At 63.1% G+C, this 18,618-nt stretch carries 19 protein-coding genes and 1 tRNA gene; 11 read left to right on the top strand and 9 right to left on the bottom strand.

Features of this window, described 5'->3' with window-relative positions; all coding sequences use genetic code 11:
* Positions 1-172 precede the first annotated feature (172 nt).
* Positions 173-709: an REP-associated tyrosine transposase gene (locus E0501_RS10745; protein ID WP_137701368.1), complete on the top strand. Its 537-nt coding sequence runs from the start codon at positions 173-175 to the stop codon at positions 707-709.
* 46 nt (positions 710-755) lie between these two features.
* Here the strand turns inward: E0501_RS10745 and ettA are convergent, their stop codons facing one another.
* Positions 756-2,411: an energy-dependent translational throttle protein EttA gene (ettA, locus tag E0501_RS10750; RefSeq protein WP_137701369.1), complete on the bottom strand. Its 1,656-nt coding sequence runs from the start codon at positions 2,409-2,411 to the stop codon at positions 756-758.
* A 229-nt stretch (positions 2,412-2,640) separates the two neighbouring features.
* On the opposite strand from ettA, the gene E0501_RS10755 reads away from it, so the two are divergent.
* Both E0501_RS10755 and dacB read left to right on the top strand, forming a co-directional pair.
* Positions 2,641-3,249, top strand: coding sequence for a nicotinate-nucleotide adenylyltransferase (locus E0501_RS10755; RefSeq protein WP_137701370.1), 609 nt, complete (start codon positions 2,641-2,643; stop codon positions 3,247-3,249).
* Between the two features lie 47 nt (positions 3,250-3,296).
* The gene (dacB, locus tag E0501_RS10760) at positions 3,297-4,808 is read left to right on the top strand and encodes a D-alanyl-D-alanine carboxypeptidase/D-alanyl-D-alanine endopeptidase (protein WP_137701371.1); all 1,512 of its coding nucleotides are present in this window, start codon (positions 3,297-3,299) and stop codon (positions 4,806-4,808) included.
* 6 nt (positions 4,809-4,814) lie between these two features.
* Here the strand turns inward: dacB and E0501_RS10765 are convergent, their stop codons facing one another.
* Positions 4,815-5,228 carry a L,D-transpeptidase gene (locus E0501_RS10765; RefSeq protein WP_137701372.1) on the bottom strand — a complete coding sequence of 138 codons (414 nt, stop codon included), beginning with the start codon at positions 5,226-5,228 and terminating at the stop codon, positions 4,815-4,817.
* Positions 5,228-5,653, bottom strand: coding sequence for a tellurite resistance TerB family protein (locus tag E0501_RS10770; protein WP_137701373.1), 426 nt, complete (start codon positions 5,651-5,653; stop codon positions 5,228-5,230). Before E0501_RS10770 ends, E0501_RS10765 begins: the two co-directional genes overlap by 1 nt.
* A 119-nt stretch (positions 5,654-5,772) precedes the next feature.
* Between E0501_RS10770 and E0501_RS10775 the strand changes: the two genes are divergently transcribed.
* Genes E0501_RS10775 through E0501_RS10785 form a run of 4 tightly spaced genes read left to right on the top strand, consistent with a single transcriptional unit; the run spans position 5,773 to position 8,651 of the window.
* Complete coding sequence (locus E0501_RS10775) at positions 5,773-7,416, top strand: lysine--tRNA ligase (protein WP_137701374.1); 1,644 nt, start codon at positions 5,773-5,775, stop codon at positions 7,414-7,416.
* 32 nt (positions 7,417-7,448) lie between these two features.
* Complete coding sequence (locus E0501_RS21535; RefSeq protein ID WP_235857809.1) at positions 7,449-7,850, top strand: DUF4336 domain-containing protein; 402 nt, start codon at positions 7,449-7,451, stop codon at positions 7,848-7,850.
* Positions 7,851-7,867: 17 nt separating this feature from the next.
* Entirely contained in the window at positions 7,868-8,188 is a 321-nt protein-coding gene (locus tag E0501_RS21540) for a DUF4336 domain-containing protein (RefSeq protein ID WP_235857810.1), read from the top strand.
* A 49-nt stretch (positions 8,189-8,237) separates the two neighbouring features.
* A complete protein-coding gene (locus E0501_RS10785) occupies positions 8,238-8,651 on the top strand; it encodes a DUF4864 domain-containing protein (protein ID WP_137701375.1) in 414 nt (137 codons plus the stop codon).
* Here the strand turns inward: E0501_RS10785 and E0501_RS10790 are convergent, their stop codons facing one another.
* From E0501_RS10790 to lipB, 4 genes are all read right to left on the bottom strand, one after another.
* Complete coding sequence (locus tag E0501_RS10790; protein WP_137701376.1) at positions 8,652-9,143, bottom strand: DUF2244 domain-containing protein; 492 nt, start codon at positions 9,141-9,143, stop codon at positions 8,652-8,654.
* Between the two features lie 146 nt (positions 9,144-9,289).
* Entirely contained in the window at positions 9,290-10,963 is a 1,674-nt protein-coding gene (locus E0501_RS10795; RefSeq protein WP_137701377.1) for a cytochrome c oxidase subunit I, read from the bottom strand.
* A gap of 269 nt (positions 10,964-11,232) precedes the next feature.
* A complete protein-coding gene (locus tag E0501_RS10800; protein WP_137701378.1) occupies positions 11,233-11,646 on the bottom strand; it encodes a c-type cytochrome in 414 nt (137 codons plus the stop codon).
* A gap of 137 nt (positions 11,647-11,783) precedes the next feature.
* Positions 11,784-12,464, bottom strand: a complete 681-nt coding sequence (gene lipB / locus E0501_RS10805; protein ID WP_268888890.1) for a lipoyl(octanoyl) transferase LipB — start codon at positions 12,462-12,464, stop codon at positions 11,784-11,786.
* 117 nt (positions 12,465-12,581) lie between these two features.
* Between lipB and E0501_RS10810 the strand changes: the two genes are divergently transcribed.
* The 3 genes from E0501_RS10810 to E0501_RS10820 are packed head-to-tail and all read left to right on the top strand — an operon-like array spanning position 12,582 to position 15,782.
* Positions 12,582-13,823, top strand: a complete 1,242-nt coding sequence (locus tag E0501_RS10810; protein WP_137701380.1) for an efflux RND transporter periplasmic adaptor subunit — start codon at positions 12,582-12,584, stop codon at positions 13,821-13,823.
* A gap of 1 nt (position 13,824) precedes the next feature.
* A complete protein-coding gene (locus E0501_RS10815) occupies positions 13,825-14,574 on the top strand; it encodes an ABC transporter ATP-binding protein (RefSeq protein ID WP_137701381.1) in 750 nt (249 codons plus the stop codon).
* Positions 14,571-15,782 (top strand): ABC transporter permease, encoded by a 1,212-nt coding sequence (locus E0501_RS10820; RefSeq protein WP_137701382.1) that lies wholly within the window; start codon positions 14,571-14,573, stop codon positions 15,780-15,782. The genes E0501_RS10815 and E0501_RS10820 overlap by 4 nt, the downstream gene beginning before the upstream one ends.
* Here the strand turns inward: E0501_RS10820 and E0501_RS10825 are convergent, their stop codons facing one another.
* A complete protein-coding gene (locus tag E0501_RS10825) occupies positions 15,783-16,445 on the bottom strand; it encodes a DsbA family oxidoreductase (protein WP_137701383.1) in 663 nt (220 codons plus the stop codon).
* Between the two features lie 188 nt (positions 16,446-16,633).
* Here E0501_RS10825 and E0501_RS10830 point away from each other — a divergent pair.
* Positions 16,634-16,720: transfer RNA gene (locus E0501_RS10830), tRNA-Leu, on the top strand.
* A 765-nt stretch (positions 16,721-17,485) separates the two neighbouring features.
* On the opposite strand, the gene E0501_RS10835 is transcribed toward E0501_RS10830, so the two are convergent.
* A complete protein-coding gene (locus tag E0501_RS10835) occupies positions 17,486-17,995 on the bottom strand; it encodes a hypothetical protein (protein ID WP_235857811.1) in 510 nt (169 codons plus the stop codon).
* Between the last annotated feature and the right edge of the window lie 623 nt (positions 17,996-18,618).

An 18,618-nucleotide genomic window follows, 5' to 3' on the forward strand; every position in this document is an offset into this window, starting at 1 on the left:
GCCGCACGAAATCGTTAAATCGGGCGTTCGGCGGCGACTCGGGGGGTGATTTGCGTGCACCGGCCGGCTGACATCCGGCTGCCGGGAGATCTGGCCCCCGCGCGGGCCCGCGCGGGTTAACGCTCCGCGCGGTTTAACCGGGCGTTAACCCTGCGCGCGGCAGGGTTGGGGTATGTCGCAATACATTCGCCCCCGGGTGCCCGGCGCATCGGTCTTTTTCACGGTCAACCTGCAGGCCCGCGGGTCGGCCCTGTTGCTCGATGAGATTTGCCACCTGCGCGAGGCGGTGCGCAGGACGCGGGCCGAGCGGCCGTTCCGCATAGACGCCTGGGTTGTGATGCCCGATCACATTCATGCGGTGTGGACCCTGCCCGAGGGGGACGCGGATTTCTCGACCCGGTGGGGCGCGATCAAGGCGCGGTTTACCATGAGTTTGCGTAAGGCGGGCTTCAGCCCGCCATCCGATCTGCCGGTGGTGCAATCCGGAAGGTATGCCGGGCTGAAGCCCGGCCTACGCGTGGCGAAACGCGAGTGCGGTATCTGGCAGCGGCGGTTCTGGGAGCATCACATCCGCGGGCCGGAGGATTTCGCCGCCTGCGTTCACTATTGCCATATGAACCCGGTGAAACACGGGGTCGTCGCGCGGCCCGAGGATTGGCTTTATTCCTCGGTTCACCGGGAGATCCGATTGGGGCGCTTTGCGGCGTAGGGCGCGCGCTGAGGCGCGCGCCCCGGGTGTATCCGAAAGAAACAGATTACCGCGTGAACTTTTTGAACTTGATCCGCTTGGGCTCAAGCGCGTCCGCGCCCAGGCGGCGTTTCTTGTCTTCCTCGTAATCCTCGAAATTGCCTTCGAACCATTCGACATGGGCGTCGCCCTCGAAGGCGAGGATGTGGGTGCAGATGCGATCAAGGAAGAAACGGTCGTGCGAGATGACGACGGCGCAGCCGGCGAAATCGACGAGGGCGTCTTCCAAAGCGCGCAGGGTTTCGACATCGAGGTCGTTGGTCGGTTCGTCGAGGAGCAGCACGTTGCCGCCCGATTTCAGCAGACGGGCCATGTGCACGCGGTTGCGTTCGCCGCCCGAGAGCAGGTTGACCTTTTTCTGCTGGTCGCCGCCGCGGAAGTTGAAGGCCGAGCAATAGGCGCGGCTGTTCACCTCGGCATCGCCGAGCTGGATGATGTCCTGGCCGTCGGAGATCACCTCCCACACGGTCTTGTTGTCGGGCAGCGCGTCGCGGGTCTGGTCGACATAGGAGAGCTCGACCGTGTCGCCATATTCGATGGTGCCGGAATCGGGCTGTTCCTGGCCTGTCAGCATGCGGAAGAGCGTGGTTTTACCTGCGCCGTTGGGGCCGATCACGCCGACGATGCCGCCGGGCGGCAGCGAAAATGTGAGATCTTCGATCAGGAGCTTGTCGCCCATGTGTTTCGAGATACCATTCACGTCGATCACCTTGGAGCCGAGGCGCTTGCCGTTGGGGATGACGATCTGGGCGCGGGTGATCTTTTCACGCTCGGACTGGTTGGCGAGCTCGTTGTAGCGGTCGATCCGGGCCTTCTGCTTGGACTGGCGCGCCTTCTGGCCCTGGCGCATCCATTCCAGTTCGCGCTCAAGCGTCTTCTGGCGCGACTTGTCCTCGCGGGCCTCCTGTTCGAGCCGCTTGGCCTTCTGTTCGAGCCAGGCGGAATAGTTGCCTTCGTAGGGGATGCCGCGGCCGCGGTCGAGCTCGAGAATCCAGCCGGTGATGTCGTCGAGGAAATAGCGGTCGTGCGTGACGATGAGGCAGGTGCCCTTGTAGTCGATCAGGTGCTGTTGCAGCCAGGCGATGGTTTCGGCATCGAGGTGGTTGGTGGGTTCGTCCAGCAGCAGCATGTCGGGCTGTTCCAGCAGCAGCTTGCAGAGCGCGACGCGGCGTTTTTCGCCGCCCGAGAGAGTGGTGACGTCGGCATCGTCGGGCGGGCAGCGCAGCGCCTCCATCGCGACGTCGATCTGGGCGTCGAGATCCCAGAGGCCCGCGCTGTCGATCTCGTCCTGCAGCTGGGCCATCTCGTCGGCGGTCTCATCCGAGTAGTTCATCGCCAGTTCGTTGAAGCGGTCGAGCTTGGCCTTCTTCTCGGCCACGCCGAGCATGACGTTGCCGCGCACGTCGAGCGCGGGGTCGAGTTCTGGCTCCTGCGGCAGGTAGCCCACGTTGACGCCCTGGGCCGACCAGGCTTCACCCTGGAAGTCCTTGTCGAGGCCGGCCATGATTTTCAGCAGGGTGGATTTGCCCGCGCCGTTCACGCCGACGACGCCGATCTTCACGCCGGGCAGGAAGCTGAGATGGATGTTCTCGAAGCATTTCTTGCCGCCCGGGTAGGTCTTGGAGACGCCCTGCATGAAGTAGACATATTTGTGGTTGGCCATGATCGTCGTCCTTGCGCGTAAAGCATGTGTTGCCGGTCTAGATAGTCGCTTGGGCGGGCGGGGGCAATGTAGAGATGCGGCGCGCAGGGGGGGCCAGCCCCCCAGTCACAAAACCGGGGGTTTTGTGACATCCCCCCGAGGTATTTGAGGTCAGATGAAGCGGGGGATCGGGCGTATGCCTGGCGGGTTGCGCGTTGACAGGGGCGCGGGGCGGGGCGACAACGCGGCGATGAGACATGGAGTGCCATATGCGCGGGCGGGCCAGGTGGTGGGCCTGCTGGGCGGGTCGTTCGACCCGGCCCACGAGGGGCACGCCCATATCAGCCGCGAGGCGTTGAAGCGGTTCGGGCTGGACCAGCTGTGGTGGCTGGTGAGCCCGGGCAACCCGCTGAAGACACGGGGGCCGGCGCCGCTGGCGGCACGGATGGCGCGTGCGCGGGAGGTGATGGACCATCCGCGGGTGAAGATCACCGATTTCGAGGCGCGCGCGGGCACGCGGTTCACCGCCGAGACGCTGCGCGCGCTGATGCGGGCGCGTCCGGGCGTGCGGTTCGTCTGGATCATGGGGGCGGACAACCTGGCGCAGTTCGACCAGTGGCAGGACTGGCGCTGGATCATCGAAACCGTGCCTGTGGGGGTGTTGGCGCGGCCGGGGCAGAGGATTGCCGCACGCCACGCCAAGGCGGCCGACATCTATCGCTTTGCCCGTCTGGGCGGGCGGCAGTGCCGGGTGCTGGCCCGGGGCGAAGCGCCGCGCTGGTGTTTCGTGAACGTGCCGATGGTCGACGTGTCGTCGACGGAAATCCGCGCACGCGGCGGCTGGTCCACGCGGGCGTGATGATTGGCCGCTTGTGCGCTGCGCGCGCATTGGGTTAACTCGGCCCCATGACGAGCGCCTTTTCAAGACGTGGATTCCTGGGTGCCGCGCTGGCCGGGCTGGCGGGGCCGGTTCTGGCCAATCCGCCGGCGACATCCTTGCGGCCGGTGCTGCGGCCGGGGGCGGGCAACATGCCCGCGAAAGTGGCGAGCAAATCGCGGGTGCCCGGGGCTGGCGCGCTGATCGACGAGGCGCGGCTGGGTGGCCGGGTGGCCTTTACCGTGGCCGATGCACGCACGGGGCTGATCCTGGAAAAGCACGATTCGGGGCTGGCGCAGCCGCCGGCGAGCGTGACCAAGGCGGTGACCGCGCTTTATGCGCTGGACGCGCTGGGGCCGTCGCATCGCTTTGTCACGCAGCTCTTTGCGACGGGACCGGTGCAGGGCGGTGTCCTGAAGGGGGACCTGGTGCTGGCGGGGGGCGGCGATCCGACGCTTGATACCAACGCGCTGGCCGAGATGGCGCGGCAGCTGAAGGCCGCCGGCGTGCGCGAGGTGAAGGGCCGGTTCGAGGTCTGGGGGGGCGCGCTGCCCTTTGCCCACGAGATCGACCGCGCGCAGCCCGAGCACGTGGGATACAACCCGGCGATTTCGGGACTGAGCCTGAATTTCAACCGGGTGCATTTCGAGTGGAAGCGCGGCGGCAACGGCTGGCGCGTGAGCATGGATGCACGCAGCGACAAGTACCGCCCCAAGGTGCGCGTGGCGAAGATGCGCGTCGCACGGCGCGATCTGCCGGTCTATACCTACGAGGAACGGAACGGCGAGGACCACTGGACGGTGGCCAGTGGCGCGCTGGGCAAGGGCGGATCGCGCTGGTTGCCGGTGCGCCAGCCCGAGATATATGCCGGCGAGGTGTTTCGCACATTCGCGCGGAGCCAGGGCATCGTGTTGAAGGCGCCGGCCAAGACGAACCGTGCGCCGGGGGGCACGGTGCTGGCCCGGCATGCGAGCCCGGAGCTGCGCATCATCCTGCGCGACATGCTGAAATTCTCGAACAACCTGACCGCCGAGATGGTGGGACTGGCGGCGACGGTGAAACGCAAGGGCCGCGTGGCGGGCCTGCGCGCGAGCGGCAGCGAGATGAGCCGCTGGGCCGCGCAAACGTTGGGCATGAACCGCGCGAAACTGGTCGATCATTCAGGGCTTGGCGATGCCTCGCGGTTGACGGCGGAGGACATGGCGCTGGCGCTGGTCAGGGTGCATCGCAACGGGGCGCTGAAGCCCATCCTGAAGCCGATCGCGATGCGCCACGCGAACGGCAAGGTGAACAAGGGGCACCCGATCAAGGTTTATGCCAAAACTGGCACGCTGAATTTCGTGAGCGGGCTGGCGGGATACATGCAGGCGGCGGACGGGACCGAACTGGCCTTTGCTATTTTCGCCGCCGACGAGGGCAAGCGCGCGCAGATCCGGCAGGGCGACCGCGAGCGGCCGCAGGGATCGCGCGGGTGGAACAAGCGCGCCAAGCAGTTGCAGCAGAAGCTGATCGAGCGCTGGGGCGCGCTTTACGGCAGCTGAGCCGCGTCAGCGCGTGATGTGGATGGTGGTATGCGCGCGCCCGTATTGCAGGATCAGCCGGTAGAGCGTTTCGGCATTCGCGGGGTGCAGGCGCACGCAGCCGGCGCTGGCGGGCCGGCCCAGGCGGTTAATCTGGTCTGTGCCGTGGATGGCGAAATTGCCGGAGAAGAAGATCGACCAGGGCATCGGTGCGTTGTGATAGAGCGTCGAGTAATGCATCCGCTTCATCGACTGCACGGCGTAAAGCCCGATCGGGGTGAATTTCCCCGCGCGCGCGGTCGAAACCGGCCAGAAATAGAGCGCCTGGCCGTCGAGATAGACCGTCATCTGCTGGTCGGAAAGGTCGATATGGGCTTCGAGTTCGCCCGCGTCGGTCCTTGAGGCGAGCAGAACGACCAGCAGCGCGAGCCGGGCAAGCATTACGCCGTCAAATGCCGCGCGCGGGCGCCACGTTCGATCGCGGCGGCGTGCAGCCGATCGATATTGAGCTCGTAGCGGATCTCCTCGAGCAGGCGCAGCTCTTCCTCGAGCAGGGTGCCATCGGCGGCGGCGACATCGCAGGCCAGCGCATAGGCGGTTTCCCACAGCCGTTCGGGAAGGTTGTCGCGCACGAGGCCGAAGAGTGCATCGAGCCCGTCTTCCTGCTCGAACAGGTCGAACACGGTCTGGGCCATCATGTTCATCCGGTCGATATCGTAATCGGCGAAGACCGGCAGGTTGTTCACCGCCGACTGGATCTTGACCAGTTCGGAGGTGCGGATGTTTTCGTCAGACGCCGATACCGCGATCATGACCGCGACAAGACAGTCCTGGGGGGACAGTGGGTGGGGAATGGTATCGTTCATCTCGGCGCTCCGGTTTGGCGTGTCTCAGTGTTGTAAATATTGACCTCTGCGCTGCAGCACAATAGGAACGCCAAGCCCGCGCCGCGATGGCGGCGGCGGGGAAGAATCGGAGATTTCCCATGACAGAACTGCGCGACGCCGCCCTTGCAAGCAAAGCCTGGCCCTTTGAAGAGGCCCGCCGGGTATTGAAACGCTATGCCAAGGCCGCGCCCGAGAAGGGCTATGTGCTGTTCGAAACCGGCTATGGCCCGTCGGGCCTGCCGCATATCGGCACCTTTGGCGAGGTGGCGCGCACGACCATGGTGCGCCGGGCGTTCGAGCTGATCTCGGACATCCCGACCAAGCTGATCTGCTTTTCCGATGACATGGACGGACTGCGCAAGGTGCCGGGCAACGTGCCGAACCAGGAGCAGATGAAAGAGGATCTGAACCTGCCGCTGACCAAGGTGCGCGACCCGTTCGGCACGCATGACAGCTTCGGTGCGCATAACAACGCGCGTCTGAATGCGTTCCTCGACAGTTACGGGTTCGAGTACGAGTTCGCCAGTGCGACCGAGTATTACAAGAGCGGCAAGTTCGACGAGGCGCTGCTGAAGGCGCTGCACGAGTTCGACAAGATCATGGAGATCATGCTGCCGACGCTGGGCAAGGAACGGCAGGAGACCTATTCGCCGTTCCTGCCGGTGAGCCCGAAGACCGGCCATGTGCTGCAGGTGCCGACGCTGGAGCGGAACCTGGAGAAAGGCACGATCGTTTACGAGGAACCCGACGGTGAGCGGGTGGAAGTGCCGGTGACGGGTGGCAATGTCAAGCTGCAGTGGAAGCCCGACTGGGGCATGCGCTGGGCGGCGCTTGGCGTGGATTACGAAATGTTCGGGAAAGACCTGATCCCGTCGGCCGAGCTGAGCTCGAAAATCTGCCGGGTGCTGGGGACGCAGCCGCCGGAGCTGTTCAATTACGAGCTGTTCCTGGATGAAGAAGGTCAGAAGATCTCGAAATCGAAGGGCAATGGCCTGTCGATGGAAGAGTGGCTTACCTATGCCGCGCCCGAGAGCCTGTCGTATTTCATGTACCAGAAACCGAAGACGGCGAAGCGGCTGTATTTCGACGTGATTCCCAAGGCAGTGGACGAGTATCACCAGCAGCTGCGCGCCTATCCGGGCCAGGACCTGAAGGCGCAGCTGAACAACCCGGTGTTCCACATCCACGGCGGCGATGTGCCCGCCTCGGACATGGTTGTGCCGTTCTCGATGCTGTTGAACCTGGCCAGCGCGTCGAGCGCCGAGGACAAAGCGACGATGTGGGGCTTTATCGGAAAATACGCCCCCGACGCGACGCCGGAGACGCATCCGGGCATGGATGCGGCGGCGAGATACGCGGTGCGCTATTTCAATGATTTCGTGAAGCCCGAGAAGGTGTATCGCGCACCCGACGTGCAGGAGCTCGCGGCGCTGGAGGACCTGGTGGCGGCGCTGAAATCGCCCGAGGCGGCGCTGGAGCAGATTGCGAAGAAGAACGCGGTTATGGGCAATGACGAGCCGCTGCCGGAGGCCGATTACGGCGACGAGGACTTCCTGCAGTCGATCGTGTTCGCCGTGGGCAAGAACCACGGGTTTGAGCCGCTGCGCGACTGGTTCAAGGCGATCTACGAGGTGTGCCTGGGCGCGAGCCAGGGGCCGCGCTTTGGCGGGTTCATCGCGCTTTACGGCGTGGACGAGACCATCGCACTGATCGAGAAGGCGCTGGCCGGCGAGCTGGGTTGACCCAAGGTGGGGTGAAACCCCACCCTACGGCCATGGCGACCGGGTATGAACCGCTGAACACGCCGAAACCGGTGGGGCCGGGGATCTGGATCGTGGATGGTCCGGCGATCCGGTTTTTCGGAATGCCGTTTTCGACGCGGGCGACGGTGGTGCAGCTGGATAACGGTGATCTGTGGGTGCATTCGCCCACGCAACTGAGCGATGGTTTGCGCGATGAGGTTGCGGCACTGGTGCCGGTGGCGCATCTGATCGCGCCGAACTGGATCCATTATGCCTATGTCGCCGACTGGCAGGCGGCGTTTCCGAGGGCCCTGGCCTGGGCCGCGCCGGGGGTGGCCCAGCGGGCGGCGAAGAAGGGCATGGAGTTGCGTTTCGATCATGACCTGGGGCGCAGGGGGCCGAGGCCGCCTGGGCCGGGCAGATCGCGCAGATAATCGTCGAGGGCAGCCCGGTGCACCGCGAGGCGGTGTTTTTCCATCGCGCGTCGAGGACGCTGATCCTGACCGACCTGATCGAGAATTTCGAAGCGGCGAAATTGCCGTGGTGGATGCGGATCGCGGCGCGGATGGGCGGGATCCTGGACCCGGACGGACAGATGCCGCGGGACATGCGGGCGACGTTCCGGGGCCATCATGACCAGCTGCGCGCCGCGGTCGAGCGGATGATCGGCTGGGACCCGGAGCGGGTGATCGTGGCGCATGGGCGATGGTACCGGCGCGACGGCGCGGCGGAGCTGCGCCGGGCGTTCCGGTTCCTCTGGTCGGAAAAGTGATCCGGCGCCCCTGCCGCTGCGTAAACATGGGCAGACAGGGGGTAGACAGATGAAACAGATCGTTCTTGCCATTCTGATCGTCGTTGGCTTTGCCGCACGCGACGTAGAGGCCGATGAGGCCCGCAGCCCGGCGGTCGAGGATGTGATCAGCCAGCAGATCGAAGCCTTCAAGGCCGATGATTTCACCCGCGCCTTCGGGTTCGCCAGCCCCAACATCAAGCGCATTTTCCGCACGCCCGAGATGTTCGGGCACATGGTGCAGCATGGCTATCCGATGGTGTGGCGGCCGGCGAATGTGGAGTTCCTGGAGCTGCGCGAGATCGACGGCCGGCTGTGGCAGAAGGTGCGTATCAGCGATGCCAAGGGTGATTTGCACATGCTGGACTACCAGATGATCGAGCTGCCGGGCGGCTGGAAGATCAACGGTGTGCAGCTCTTGGAAATGCCGGGGATGACGGCCTGATCAGCCTTTGCCGGCGAGGTCCTTCAGCGCCTCTTTCAACTCACCAATCAGGATCTTGCGTTCCTTTTCCGACAGGAAGCGGCCTATTTCCACTTCGCGCCCGTTGCCCGACAGGGTGACGTAATGCTCAACCGGGCCGCCGGTGAGGTAGATTTGGGCACGGGTCCAGTAGGTGTTGCATTCCCATGTCAGGACATCGCCCTTGGGCGGCTGGTGCACCAGCCGCGTCTGTTCGGGCGTAATGGTGAGCGTTTCGAGTACTTCCGCGGTCTTGTAGGTGTGTTCGAGCGCCCACCAGAGCCCGGCCACGGCCAGCAGCAGGAAGGGCAGTAGACCCCAGAGGAACACAGTTCCCAGAAGCCCGTAGAGCGGCACGGTGGCCAGAAGGAAGGCCATGAGGATGATCGCCGCGAAGCCGCGGCGCGGCAGCGAGCGGTGGGGCCAGAGCGTGACCTGGCGTTCGTCGGTGGTGTTGGACCAGCGGTGGGGCATCGGTGTTCCGGCGGGTAGCTTGCCTGCCCTGCCGGGCGATCGCGCGAAAGGGTGCGGAAAGGCCGGGAGAGCGGTTGAAGAATTGAAAAGGGCCCCAGGTTGTCACCTGGAGCCCTGTTCGCGCGTTTTCTCAGGTCCAGGCCCGGTTAGTGGGCGTGACCCTTGTCCCAGTCCTCACGCTTGGGGAGCTGTTCGAAGGTGTGCTCCGGCGGCGGCGAGGGCAGGGTCCACTCGAGCGTGTCGGCATATTCGTTCCAGTAGTTGGCTTCGGTCACGCGGGCGCCGCGGAACAGCGTGTAGAACACGATGCCGAAGAACAGGACGAAGGATGCGAAGCTGAGCAGAGCGCCCCAGCTGGAGATGTAGTTCCAGTAGGCGAACGCCTCGGGGTAGTCGATGTAGCGGCGCGGCATGCCCTGACGGCCCAGGAAGTGCTGGGGGAAGAAGGTCAGGTTGACGCCGATGAAGAACATCCAGAAGTGAACCTTGGCCCAGAATTCCGGATACTGGCGGCCCGTCATCTTGCCCATGTAGAAATAGATCCCGGCAAAGATGGTGAAGGCTGCGCCCATCGACATGGTGTAGTGGAAGTGCGCCACGACGTAGTAGGTATCGTGATAGGCGCGGTCTACGCCGGCCTGCGACAGAACGATGCCCGTCACGCCACCGATGGTGAAGAGGATCAGGAAGCCGATGGCAAACAACATCGGTGCCTTGAACTCGAGCGAGCCGCCCCACATCGTGGCGATCCACGAGAAGATCTTGATCCCTGTCGGAACGGCGATGACCATCGTGGCCAGCATGAAGTAGGACTGCTGGGTCAGCGACATGCCCACGGTGTACATGTGGTGCGCCCATACGACAAAGCCCAGAGCGCCGATCGCGATGATCGCCCAGACCATCGGCAGGTAGCCGAAGACGGGCTTGCGCGAGAAGGTGGCGAACACGTGGCTGACGAGGCCGAAGCCCGGCAGGATCACGATGTAGACTTCGGGGTGACCGAAGAACCACAGGATGTGCTGGTAGAGGATCGGGTCACCGCCACCGGCCGGATCGAAGAACGTGGTTCCGAAGTTCCGGTCGGTCAGCAGCATGGTGATGGCGCCGGCCAGAACGGGCAGCGACAGCAGGATCAGCCATGCGGTGACGAAGATCGACCACGAGAACAGCGGCACCTTGAAGAGCGTCATGCCCGGGGCCCGCATGTTCAGGAAGGTGGTGATCATGTTGATGGCACCCAGGATCGAGGATGCGCCCGAGACGTGCACGGCAAAGATCGCGAGGTCCATCGACATGCCGCCTTCGAGGGTGGAAAGCGGCGGGTAGAGCACCCAGCCGACGCCCGAGCCCATCTGGCCGTTGCCGCCCGGTGCGAAGAGCGAGGCGACGCCCAGCGACACACCGGCGACATACATCCAGAAGCTAAGGTTGTTCATCCGCGGGAACGCCATGTCCGGCGCGCCGATCTGCAGCGGCATGAAGTAGTTACCGAAGCCGCCAAAGAGCGCGGGAATCACCACGAAGAACATCATCAGAACACCGTGATAGGTGATCATGACGTTCCAGAGGTGCCCGTTGGGCGTGCAATCCGCGGTTCCACCGCCAAACAGGCGGAAGCCTTCGAGACACATGTGCTGCACCCCGGGGTGCATCAGCTCGATCCGCATGAAAACGGTGAAAAGAACGGCGATCAGGCCCACGAGGGCCGAGACGATCAGGTAGAGAATCCCGATGTCTTTGTGGTTGGTCGACATGAACCACCGGGTAAAGAACCCGCGGTTGTCTTCATGTTCGTGCCCGTGAATGGCTGCATCTGCCATGCTGCGGTGCCTCCTGTTGAATTCGATTGCGCGCAGAAGCGTGGAATCCGCGCACGTGTCCACCTTCGGTTTTAATTTGTGGCGCGGTGGGGGGCAACGGTGGAAATTGACCTAGATCAAATAATTTTGTCGCACCCCTGGGCCTCGGCCAATTATCAGGCAGGCCCGGGCCGCTGTTAACAAGTATCTGGCGTGCAACAAAAAAACGGAGGGCGTGGCCCTCCGTTTCGATATTCAGGTGATTCCCGGCGAACCGGAAGCCCGCGGGATTATTCCGCCGGTTTGAGCGAGGCCAGATAGGCCGCGACGTCTTCGCCGCCCTTCTTCAGCTTGAAGGTCATTTTCGACTTGTTGTTGTAGCCCTTGTCGCTGAGCCAGCCGCGGGGATCGGCCACGTACGTGGCGATTTCTTCTTCGGTCCAGACAAACTCGGCTTCGGCGGCTTCTTTCAGGCCGTTGCCGTATTTGAAATCTTCGACCGAGCCGGCCACGCGGCCGACGACGCCGTAGAGGTTCGGGCCGGTTTTACCGCCCTTGACGATGGTTTCACCCTCGTCCGAGACGATCATGTGGCAGGATTTGCACTTCTTGAACTCTTTCTCGCCGGCGGCGGCGTCGCCTTCGGCGAAGGCCGGAGCGGCAAGGGCCAGGAGTGCGGCGGTGGTCGTCAGTACGGTTTTCATGTCTACCTCATTGTGTTGAGAACCGGGTGAGTCCGCGTCTTGATATATTTTCAAGGCCCCGCGTGACAAGCGCAACCGCCCGGGTGATTTGTCGCACATAGATGTTTTTTCATTACATCTTTGTGAATTCGCAGCGGTCAGTCGCCGAAAACCGGGTCGAACCTGCGTTGCAGCGCGGTGTCGAGATCGCTCATGCTGACCGGCAGGCCGAGATCGACGAGGCTGGTAACGCCGTGGCCGGTGATGCCGCAGGGCACGATGCCGGAAAAATGCGAAAGATCGGGATCGACGTTGATCGAGATGCCGTGGAAGCTGACCCATTTGCGCAGGCGGATGCCGATAGCGGCGATTTTGTCTTCGCGGGGGCTGCCATCGGGCAGGGGCGGTTTTTCCGGGCGGGTGACCCAGACGCCGACGCGGCCCTCGCGGATTTCGCCGCGGATGTTGAACTCATCTAGGGTGGCGATCACCCACTCTTCGAGTTGCTGGACAAAGCGGCGCACGTCGTGGCCGCGTTTGCCCACGTTCAGCATCACGTAGACGACGCGCTGGCCGGGGCCATGATACGTGTACTGGCCGCCGCGCCGGGCCTCAAAGACCGGGAAGCGGTCGGGGTCGGTGAGATCCTCGCGTTTGGCCGAGGTGCCGGCGGTATAGAGCGGCGGGTGTTCCAGCAGCCAGATGCATTCCGGCGCCTTCCCGGCGGCGATCGCCTCGGCGCGGGTCTCCATGAAGGCCAGGGCCTCTTCATAGTCGGTAAGCCCGTCGGAGATTTTCCATTCGATCATGGGGGTGCCGGTGTGCTGGAGTGTGCGCAGATGTCTTTAGACCGGAGCGACGGAAATGTCAGCCCGCGGCGTAGAACTTGAGCAGGCTCAAGGCGGATGGGCGATTCGGCGGGCAATGATAAGTTGTTGCATTGTGGAGCGTAACGGATGACCACGAAACAGGATGAGATCGAGCAGCGGCTGGGGTTGGACCGCAGCCCGCACCGGCACTGGTGGCTGTTGCTGCCGGTGCTGGCGGTTTTGGGCGCGGCGGCTCTGTGGTGGTGGATGGCCGGAGAGGCCGAGCGCAGCGCGCCGCGATACACCACCGTGGCGGCGGCCAAGGGTGATCTGACCGTCGCGGTGACGGCGACGGGCACGGTGGAGCCGACGAACCTGGTGACGATTTCGAGCGAGTTGAGCGGCACGGTAGAAAGCGTGAGCGCCGATTTCAACGACGTGGTATCGGCGGGCCAGGAACTGGCGCGGCTGGATACCGCGAAATTGCAGGCGCAGGTGGCTGTGCAACAGGCCAGCCTGCGCGCCGCCGAGGCCCGCGTTATCAGCGCCGAGGCATCGCTGGCCGAGACGATGGAGGCCTACGAGACCACCCGTGAGCTGGACCGACGCGGCGTGGCCAGCCACACGGCGCTGATCAACGCGAAGGCGGCGTTTGACCGGGCGCGGGCGAGCCTGCAGGTCGCGAATGCCGACCGGCAACTGGCCGAGGCGACGCTGAAGCTGACCCAGGCGGACCTGGAAAAGGCGTGTATCTGCAGCCCGATCAATGGCGTTGTGCTGGACCGGCAGGTGGACCCGGGGCAGATCGTGGCCTCGTCTCTGAATGCGCCGACGCTGTTTACGGTGGCTGAGGACCTGACCAAGATGGAATTGCAGGTCTATGTGGACGAGGCCGATATCGGCAAGCTGCGCCGGGGCAACCGCAGCACCTTTACCGTGGACGCCTATGACGACCGGGTGTTCCCGGCCGAGATCGAGACGATCCGCTATGCCTCGGAGACGGTGGACGGGGTGGTGAGCTATCTTGCGACGCTGACGCTGGAGAATGCCGATATGGCCCTGCGCCCCGGCATGACCGCGACCGCCGAGATCGTGGTGGCCGAGTTGCGCGATGTGCTGTTGGTGCCCAATGCCGCGTTGCGCTTTGCCCCGCCGCAGCTGGCCGATACGCAGGACGAAGACGATGACCGCAGCGGTCTTCTGGGGATGATCATGCCGCACCGGCCGCAAGAGGCGGCGAAACGTTCGCTCAACACGCTGTGGGTGCTGCGCGATGGCATGGCCACCGAGACCGCGGTGGAAACCGGCGAGAGCGACGGATCGGTGACCCAGATCACCGGCGGCGACCTGGCCGCGGGCGACATGGTGATCACGGATCAGGACGAGTGAGATGACCGCAGACGCGATGCCGCCCCTGATCCGTTTCACGGATGTTGCCCGGGTCTATGGCACCGGCGAGGCCGAGGTGCGCGCGCTGGACGGGGTCAGCTTTGACATCATGCCGGGCGAGTTCGTCGCGATCATGGGGCCATCGGGCAGCGGCAAGTCGACGGCGATGAACGTGATCGGATGCCTCGACCGGCCCACGGCGGGGCATTATTTCTTCAACGGCGTGGACGTGGCCGGTTTGAGCCGGGACCAGCGTGCGCTGTTGCGGCGGCATTACCTGGGATTCGTTTTCCAGGGCTTCAACCTGCTGCCCCGCACGACGGCGCTGGAAAATGTGGAGCTGCCGCTGATCTACAAGGGGCTGCCGGCGCGGGAGCGGATCGCGATGGCGCGCGAGGTGCTGGCGCTTGTGGGGCTTGAAGGGCGCGAGCATCACGATCCGAGCGCGCTTTCGGGTGGTCAGCAGCAGCGGGTGGCGATCGCCCGCGCGCTGGCCGGTGCGCCCGAGGTGGTGCTGGCCGATGAGCCGACCGGCAACCTGGACACCAGGACATCGCTGGAAATCATGGACCTGCTGGTACGGTTGCGGCGCGAGCGTGATCTGACGATCGTCATGGTCACGCATGAGGAGGACATGGCGCGCTATGCCGACCGCCTGATCTGGATGGTGGACGGCAAGGTGGCACGCGATGAGCCGATGCCGGAAGGGCCGTTGCACGCGGCCCCACGGCACCAGGAGGCCGGGGCATGATCTGGGAAACCGTGCGCCTGGCCGTGAAGGCGATTTTCCGCAATGCGCTGCGGTCGTTCCTGACGGTGCTGGGCATCGTGATCGGCGTGGCGGCGGTGATCGCCATGGTGACGGTGGGCCAGGGCAGTTCCAAGCAGGTGACGGCGGATGTGGAGAGTCTGGGCGCCAATGTCCTGATGATCCGGCCGGGCCGGCGGGCGATGGGCCCGGGCAGCAGTTCGGCGCAGGCGCGGCCGTTCGACCTGAAGGATGTCGACCACATCATCGAGGCGGTGCCCGAGGTGGAAACGGCGGCCCCGCTGGGCGGCCGGTCGCTGACCGCGGTTTACGGCAACGAGAATTACGCGACACAGGTGCAGGGCACGGACAACCGATATTTCCACGCGACGGACTGGCCCGTGGTGATGGGCCGCCCGTTCACCGCCAGCGAAGAACGCAGCGGCCGGCCGGTGTGTATTCTGGGCGAGACGGTGCGCACCGAGCTTTTCGGCTATTCCGACCCGGTGGGCGAGACGATCCGCCTGGGCACGCTGAGCTGTGATGTCGTCGGCGTGCTGGAGGCCAAGGGTGCCTCGAGTTTCGGCACGGACCAGGATGACGTGGTAATGATGCCGATGCGCGCCTTTCAGCGGCGTATCGCGGGCAATACCAACGTCGCCACCATTTTCGTGTCAGTGCGCGACGGGGCCTCGACCGATGACGCGAAACTGGAGATCGAATACCTGCTGCGCGACATGCGCCGGATCGGCCCCGAGGAAGAGGACGATTTCAACGTCATGGACATGAAGCAGCTGGCCTCGATGCTGACGGGGATCAACGATGTGCTGACCGGCCTTCTGTCGGCGGTGGCGGCGGTGAGCCTGCTGGTGGGGGGCATCGGCATCATGAACATCATGCTGGTCAGCGTGACCGAGCGCACCCGCGAGATCGGCATCCGCCTGGCGGTGGGGGCGCAGGCGCGTCAGGTGCTGATGCAGTTCCTGGTGGAGGCGGTGGTTCTGTCGCTTCTGGGCGGGGTGCTGGGCATCGCGCTGGGGCTGGCGCTTGCGGCGGTGGGGGCGAACATGCTGTCGGTGCCGTTTACGCCCGATCCGCTGGTGGTGCTGATGGCGTTCGGGTTTTCCGCGGTGGTGGGCGTGGTGTTCGGGTTTTTCCCGGCGCGACGCGCGGCGCGGCTCGATCCGATCGAGGCGCTGCGGCACCAGTGATCAGACTGCCCCCTGCGCCGAAAATCGGGTGAGAAGCTGCGCGTAGGTGTCGGCGCCCTGCGCACCGGTGACGAGATGCGTGAGATCGAACACCATCGCGGGCACGCCGCGCACGCCCTTGTCGATCCAAAAACGCTGAATCGTGCGCACCTCGGGGGCGAACCGGCCGGTTTCGAGCGCGGCGCGGGCATCGGCCGCGTCGAGCCCCAGTTCGCCCGCGATGGCGGCGAGCGTGCCGATGTCCGACACATCGCGCCCATCGGTGAAATGCGCCTTGAAAAGCGCGAGCTTCATGTCGGTCTGGCGGCCCTGCGCCTCGGCCCACTCGATGAGTTGATGGGCGCGGAAGGTGTTCACCATGCGGCTGTCATCGGTGAAGTTGAAGGTGAAGCCCAGCGATGCGCCCAGCTCGGAGAGCCGGGCCCGGGCGCGATCGCTGTCGTCGCGGGTGGTGCCGTATTTCTCGGCAAGGTGTTCGCGCAGGTTCTGGCCCTCGGGGGGCATCTGCGGGTTCAGTTCGAACGGGTGCCAGAGGAACTGGGGCGTGATCCCGGTGGCCGCGATGGCCTGTGACAGCTGACGGTAACCGATAATGCACCAGGGGCAAACGACATCTGAGACGATGTCGATTCGCAGAGGGTTTTCCGGGGCCGGGTCGGACATGGCGGGCCTTTCTGAGCTGCCCGAAGCATGGGCCACGCGGACCTGGGCCGGCAAGTCCCGGGAAAGCACGGTTTCGTGACTGGGAGCTTCGGCCCGGAGAATGCGGCTTTGCCGGCGAAAAGCCGGTTATTTACTCTTCACATCCGATGGGCGCTTCGCTATATGCCGCTTCACCAAGCCTAGACAGTGCGGTCGTGGCGGAATTGGTAGACGCGCAGCGTTGAGGTCGCTGTGGGGTAACACCCGTGGAAGTTCGAGTCTTCTCGACCGCACCAATACTCAAAAATCTTTTCTTTTCTGATGTTTGCTTTGTTGATCGGCGGGAGTAACCCCCAATTTGCTCCCCAAAAGCCAGCCTGTTGAATGGCGTCGAATCCTCTGTGGAGTAGGCATTTCCACCTGACCATGCCCCAGCATTGGCTATGTGGTGGCGTTTTTCCTTCCGCGCGCCCTGATTCTGGGCCTGCGCTCTGTAAAGCCGGCATCCATCGGAATTGAGCGTTATGTCTGGGAGAGAGGCCAGAGGGAGGTGTGGTTGGACCGATACCCGGCCTATTTTCGGGCTATAACATGCAAAATGGTGCCCTAGTCTACGGTGCAAAGGTTGGCGCTTGGTCCACCGATGCTTCTTTCAATGCAGCGTAAGAACTGAGTCGTCTTGCCGATCTTCGCGCGCGTTGGTTGAGCAAGCGGTGACGCCATTTTCTACGGAGCGTTTGTCTGATCTTGGGGTGCGCGGGAAAATGTCAATTCCGGGTTCGAAGTGGACGTAGACGGATACGGTTGGGGGCTCGGCGCGGAGTACAACATGACCGAAACCCTCTTATTTGGGCTGGAATATACTACTAGGAGCCTTGAGGTGTCTGAGGGCGCCTTCAAGCTTGACGTAGACGTCAATACGCTCACACTTAGAGGTGGATTTCACTTCTAAACTCCGACTAGGGTCGGCTTGGCAATAGAGTTCAAGCCGACGAAGTCGCCTGATCCAACCTTGATTTATTCGCGGAGCGGAACCGGTGGCCGCCTCTAAGCCGGGTGAATTAGAAAACCTTACAACCGCTTTCGATAACGTCACCTTCATGCACTTCGTAATGCGGCGCGGGATGCATGATCACCATCTGAATCGCTGTAATCAAGTCTTGGCATCTTGCAGAGGCGGTTGCGCTCACATTTTTTCCGCCCACGTACAGATCAAGCCAAGGATGTCCGCGAACGCCCGTGTGACATGGGCCATTCTGTGGGAGCGGCCCGTCACCGCACGTGTCTTCGACAATCGCATATTTCTTCAATCGCCGAAGATAAAACATCGTTCCGGGCCTGAAATCGAGTTTTTCATGCCTGCCATTGATCGAGTGTCCAACGGCAATCGTTATTGGATCATGATAGGTCCCGGTCCCACCCGCATGCCGATGCTCGATAGGATGAGAAATGACAGACGTACCGGGGGGAGTATTGTCCCAGTAGCCATATCCGGTGATGTAAGCAGCAAAGTGCTGTTCGTTACCACTATTCGCACTCGCATTATCTACAAACAGAAATGAGATCGACATTATCAAAAAGGAACCAAGGTATCGCATAGACTTCAGCCCCGCCGCTGTTTCTCAGATTCAATCCGCTTTCGAGAAAAATCACATTTTGTCGAAGACCTTCAAGTCGAAATCCTTCCCTAATCAAGCCTTCACTTAGTTCAGCCGGAGAGCTGCCCGTGTCGTCCGCGCTTCACTGTAACCTCTCCACAACTAAGTTGTATTTTCGTCAGGCTCTATGGGAAACCGTTGGAAAAAAGTCTGCAAATGTCGTTAACAGGCGTCATAGATACTTGAAGGTTTGTTCTCTTATGTGGATGACGGAACTGGTGGAAAGGAAAAGCGATTTCTCCGCTGCTTTTTCTAAAGCCTTTCATATGTTTAGAAAAATAACTGGAAAGACTTCGCTTCTTTTCGTCTCGAGTCTGCTCTCCATTTTCTTACTTGCGACTAGTGTTTCCGCGGCATGCGTTGCGACGGATCCCGAGCTGACAATTTCTTATCCAGCGGGGTATCGGTATCCAGTGACTGGTGGTGCGCCGCCTGTGCAAGTCACCTACACAGTGAGCTATGTCGTCAGTTCCACTGGTGGAAGCTCAGGTCATTGCCCAAACTCAATTCCGGTTACTATAACCGGGAGTAGCTCG

Origin of the sequence: Marimonas lutisalis (assembly GCF_005434965.1) — a bacterium.
Classification (GTDB): Bacteria; Pseudomonadota; Alphaproteobacteria; order Rhodobacterales; family Rhodobacteraceae; genus Marimonas_A; species Marimonas_A lutisalis.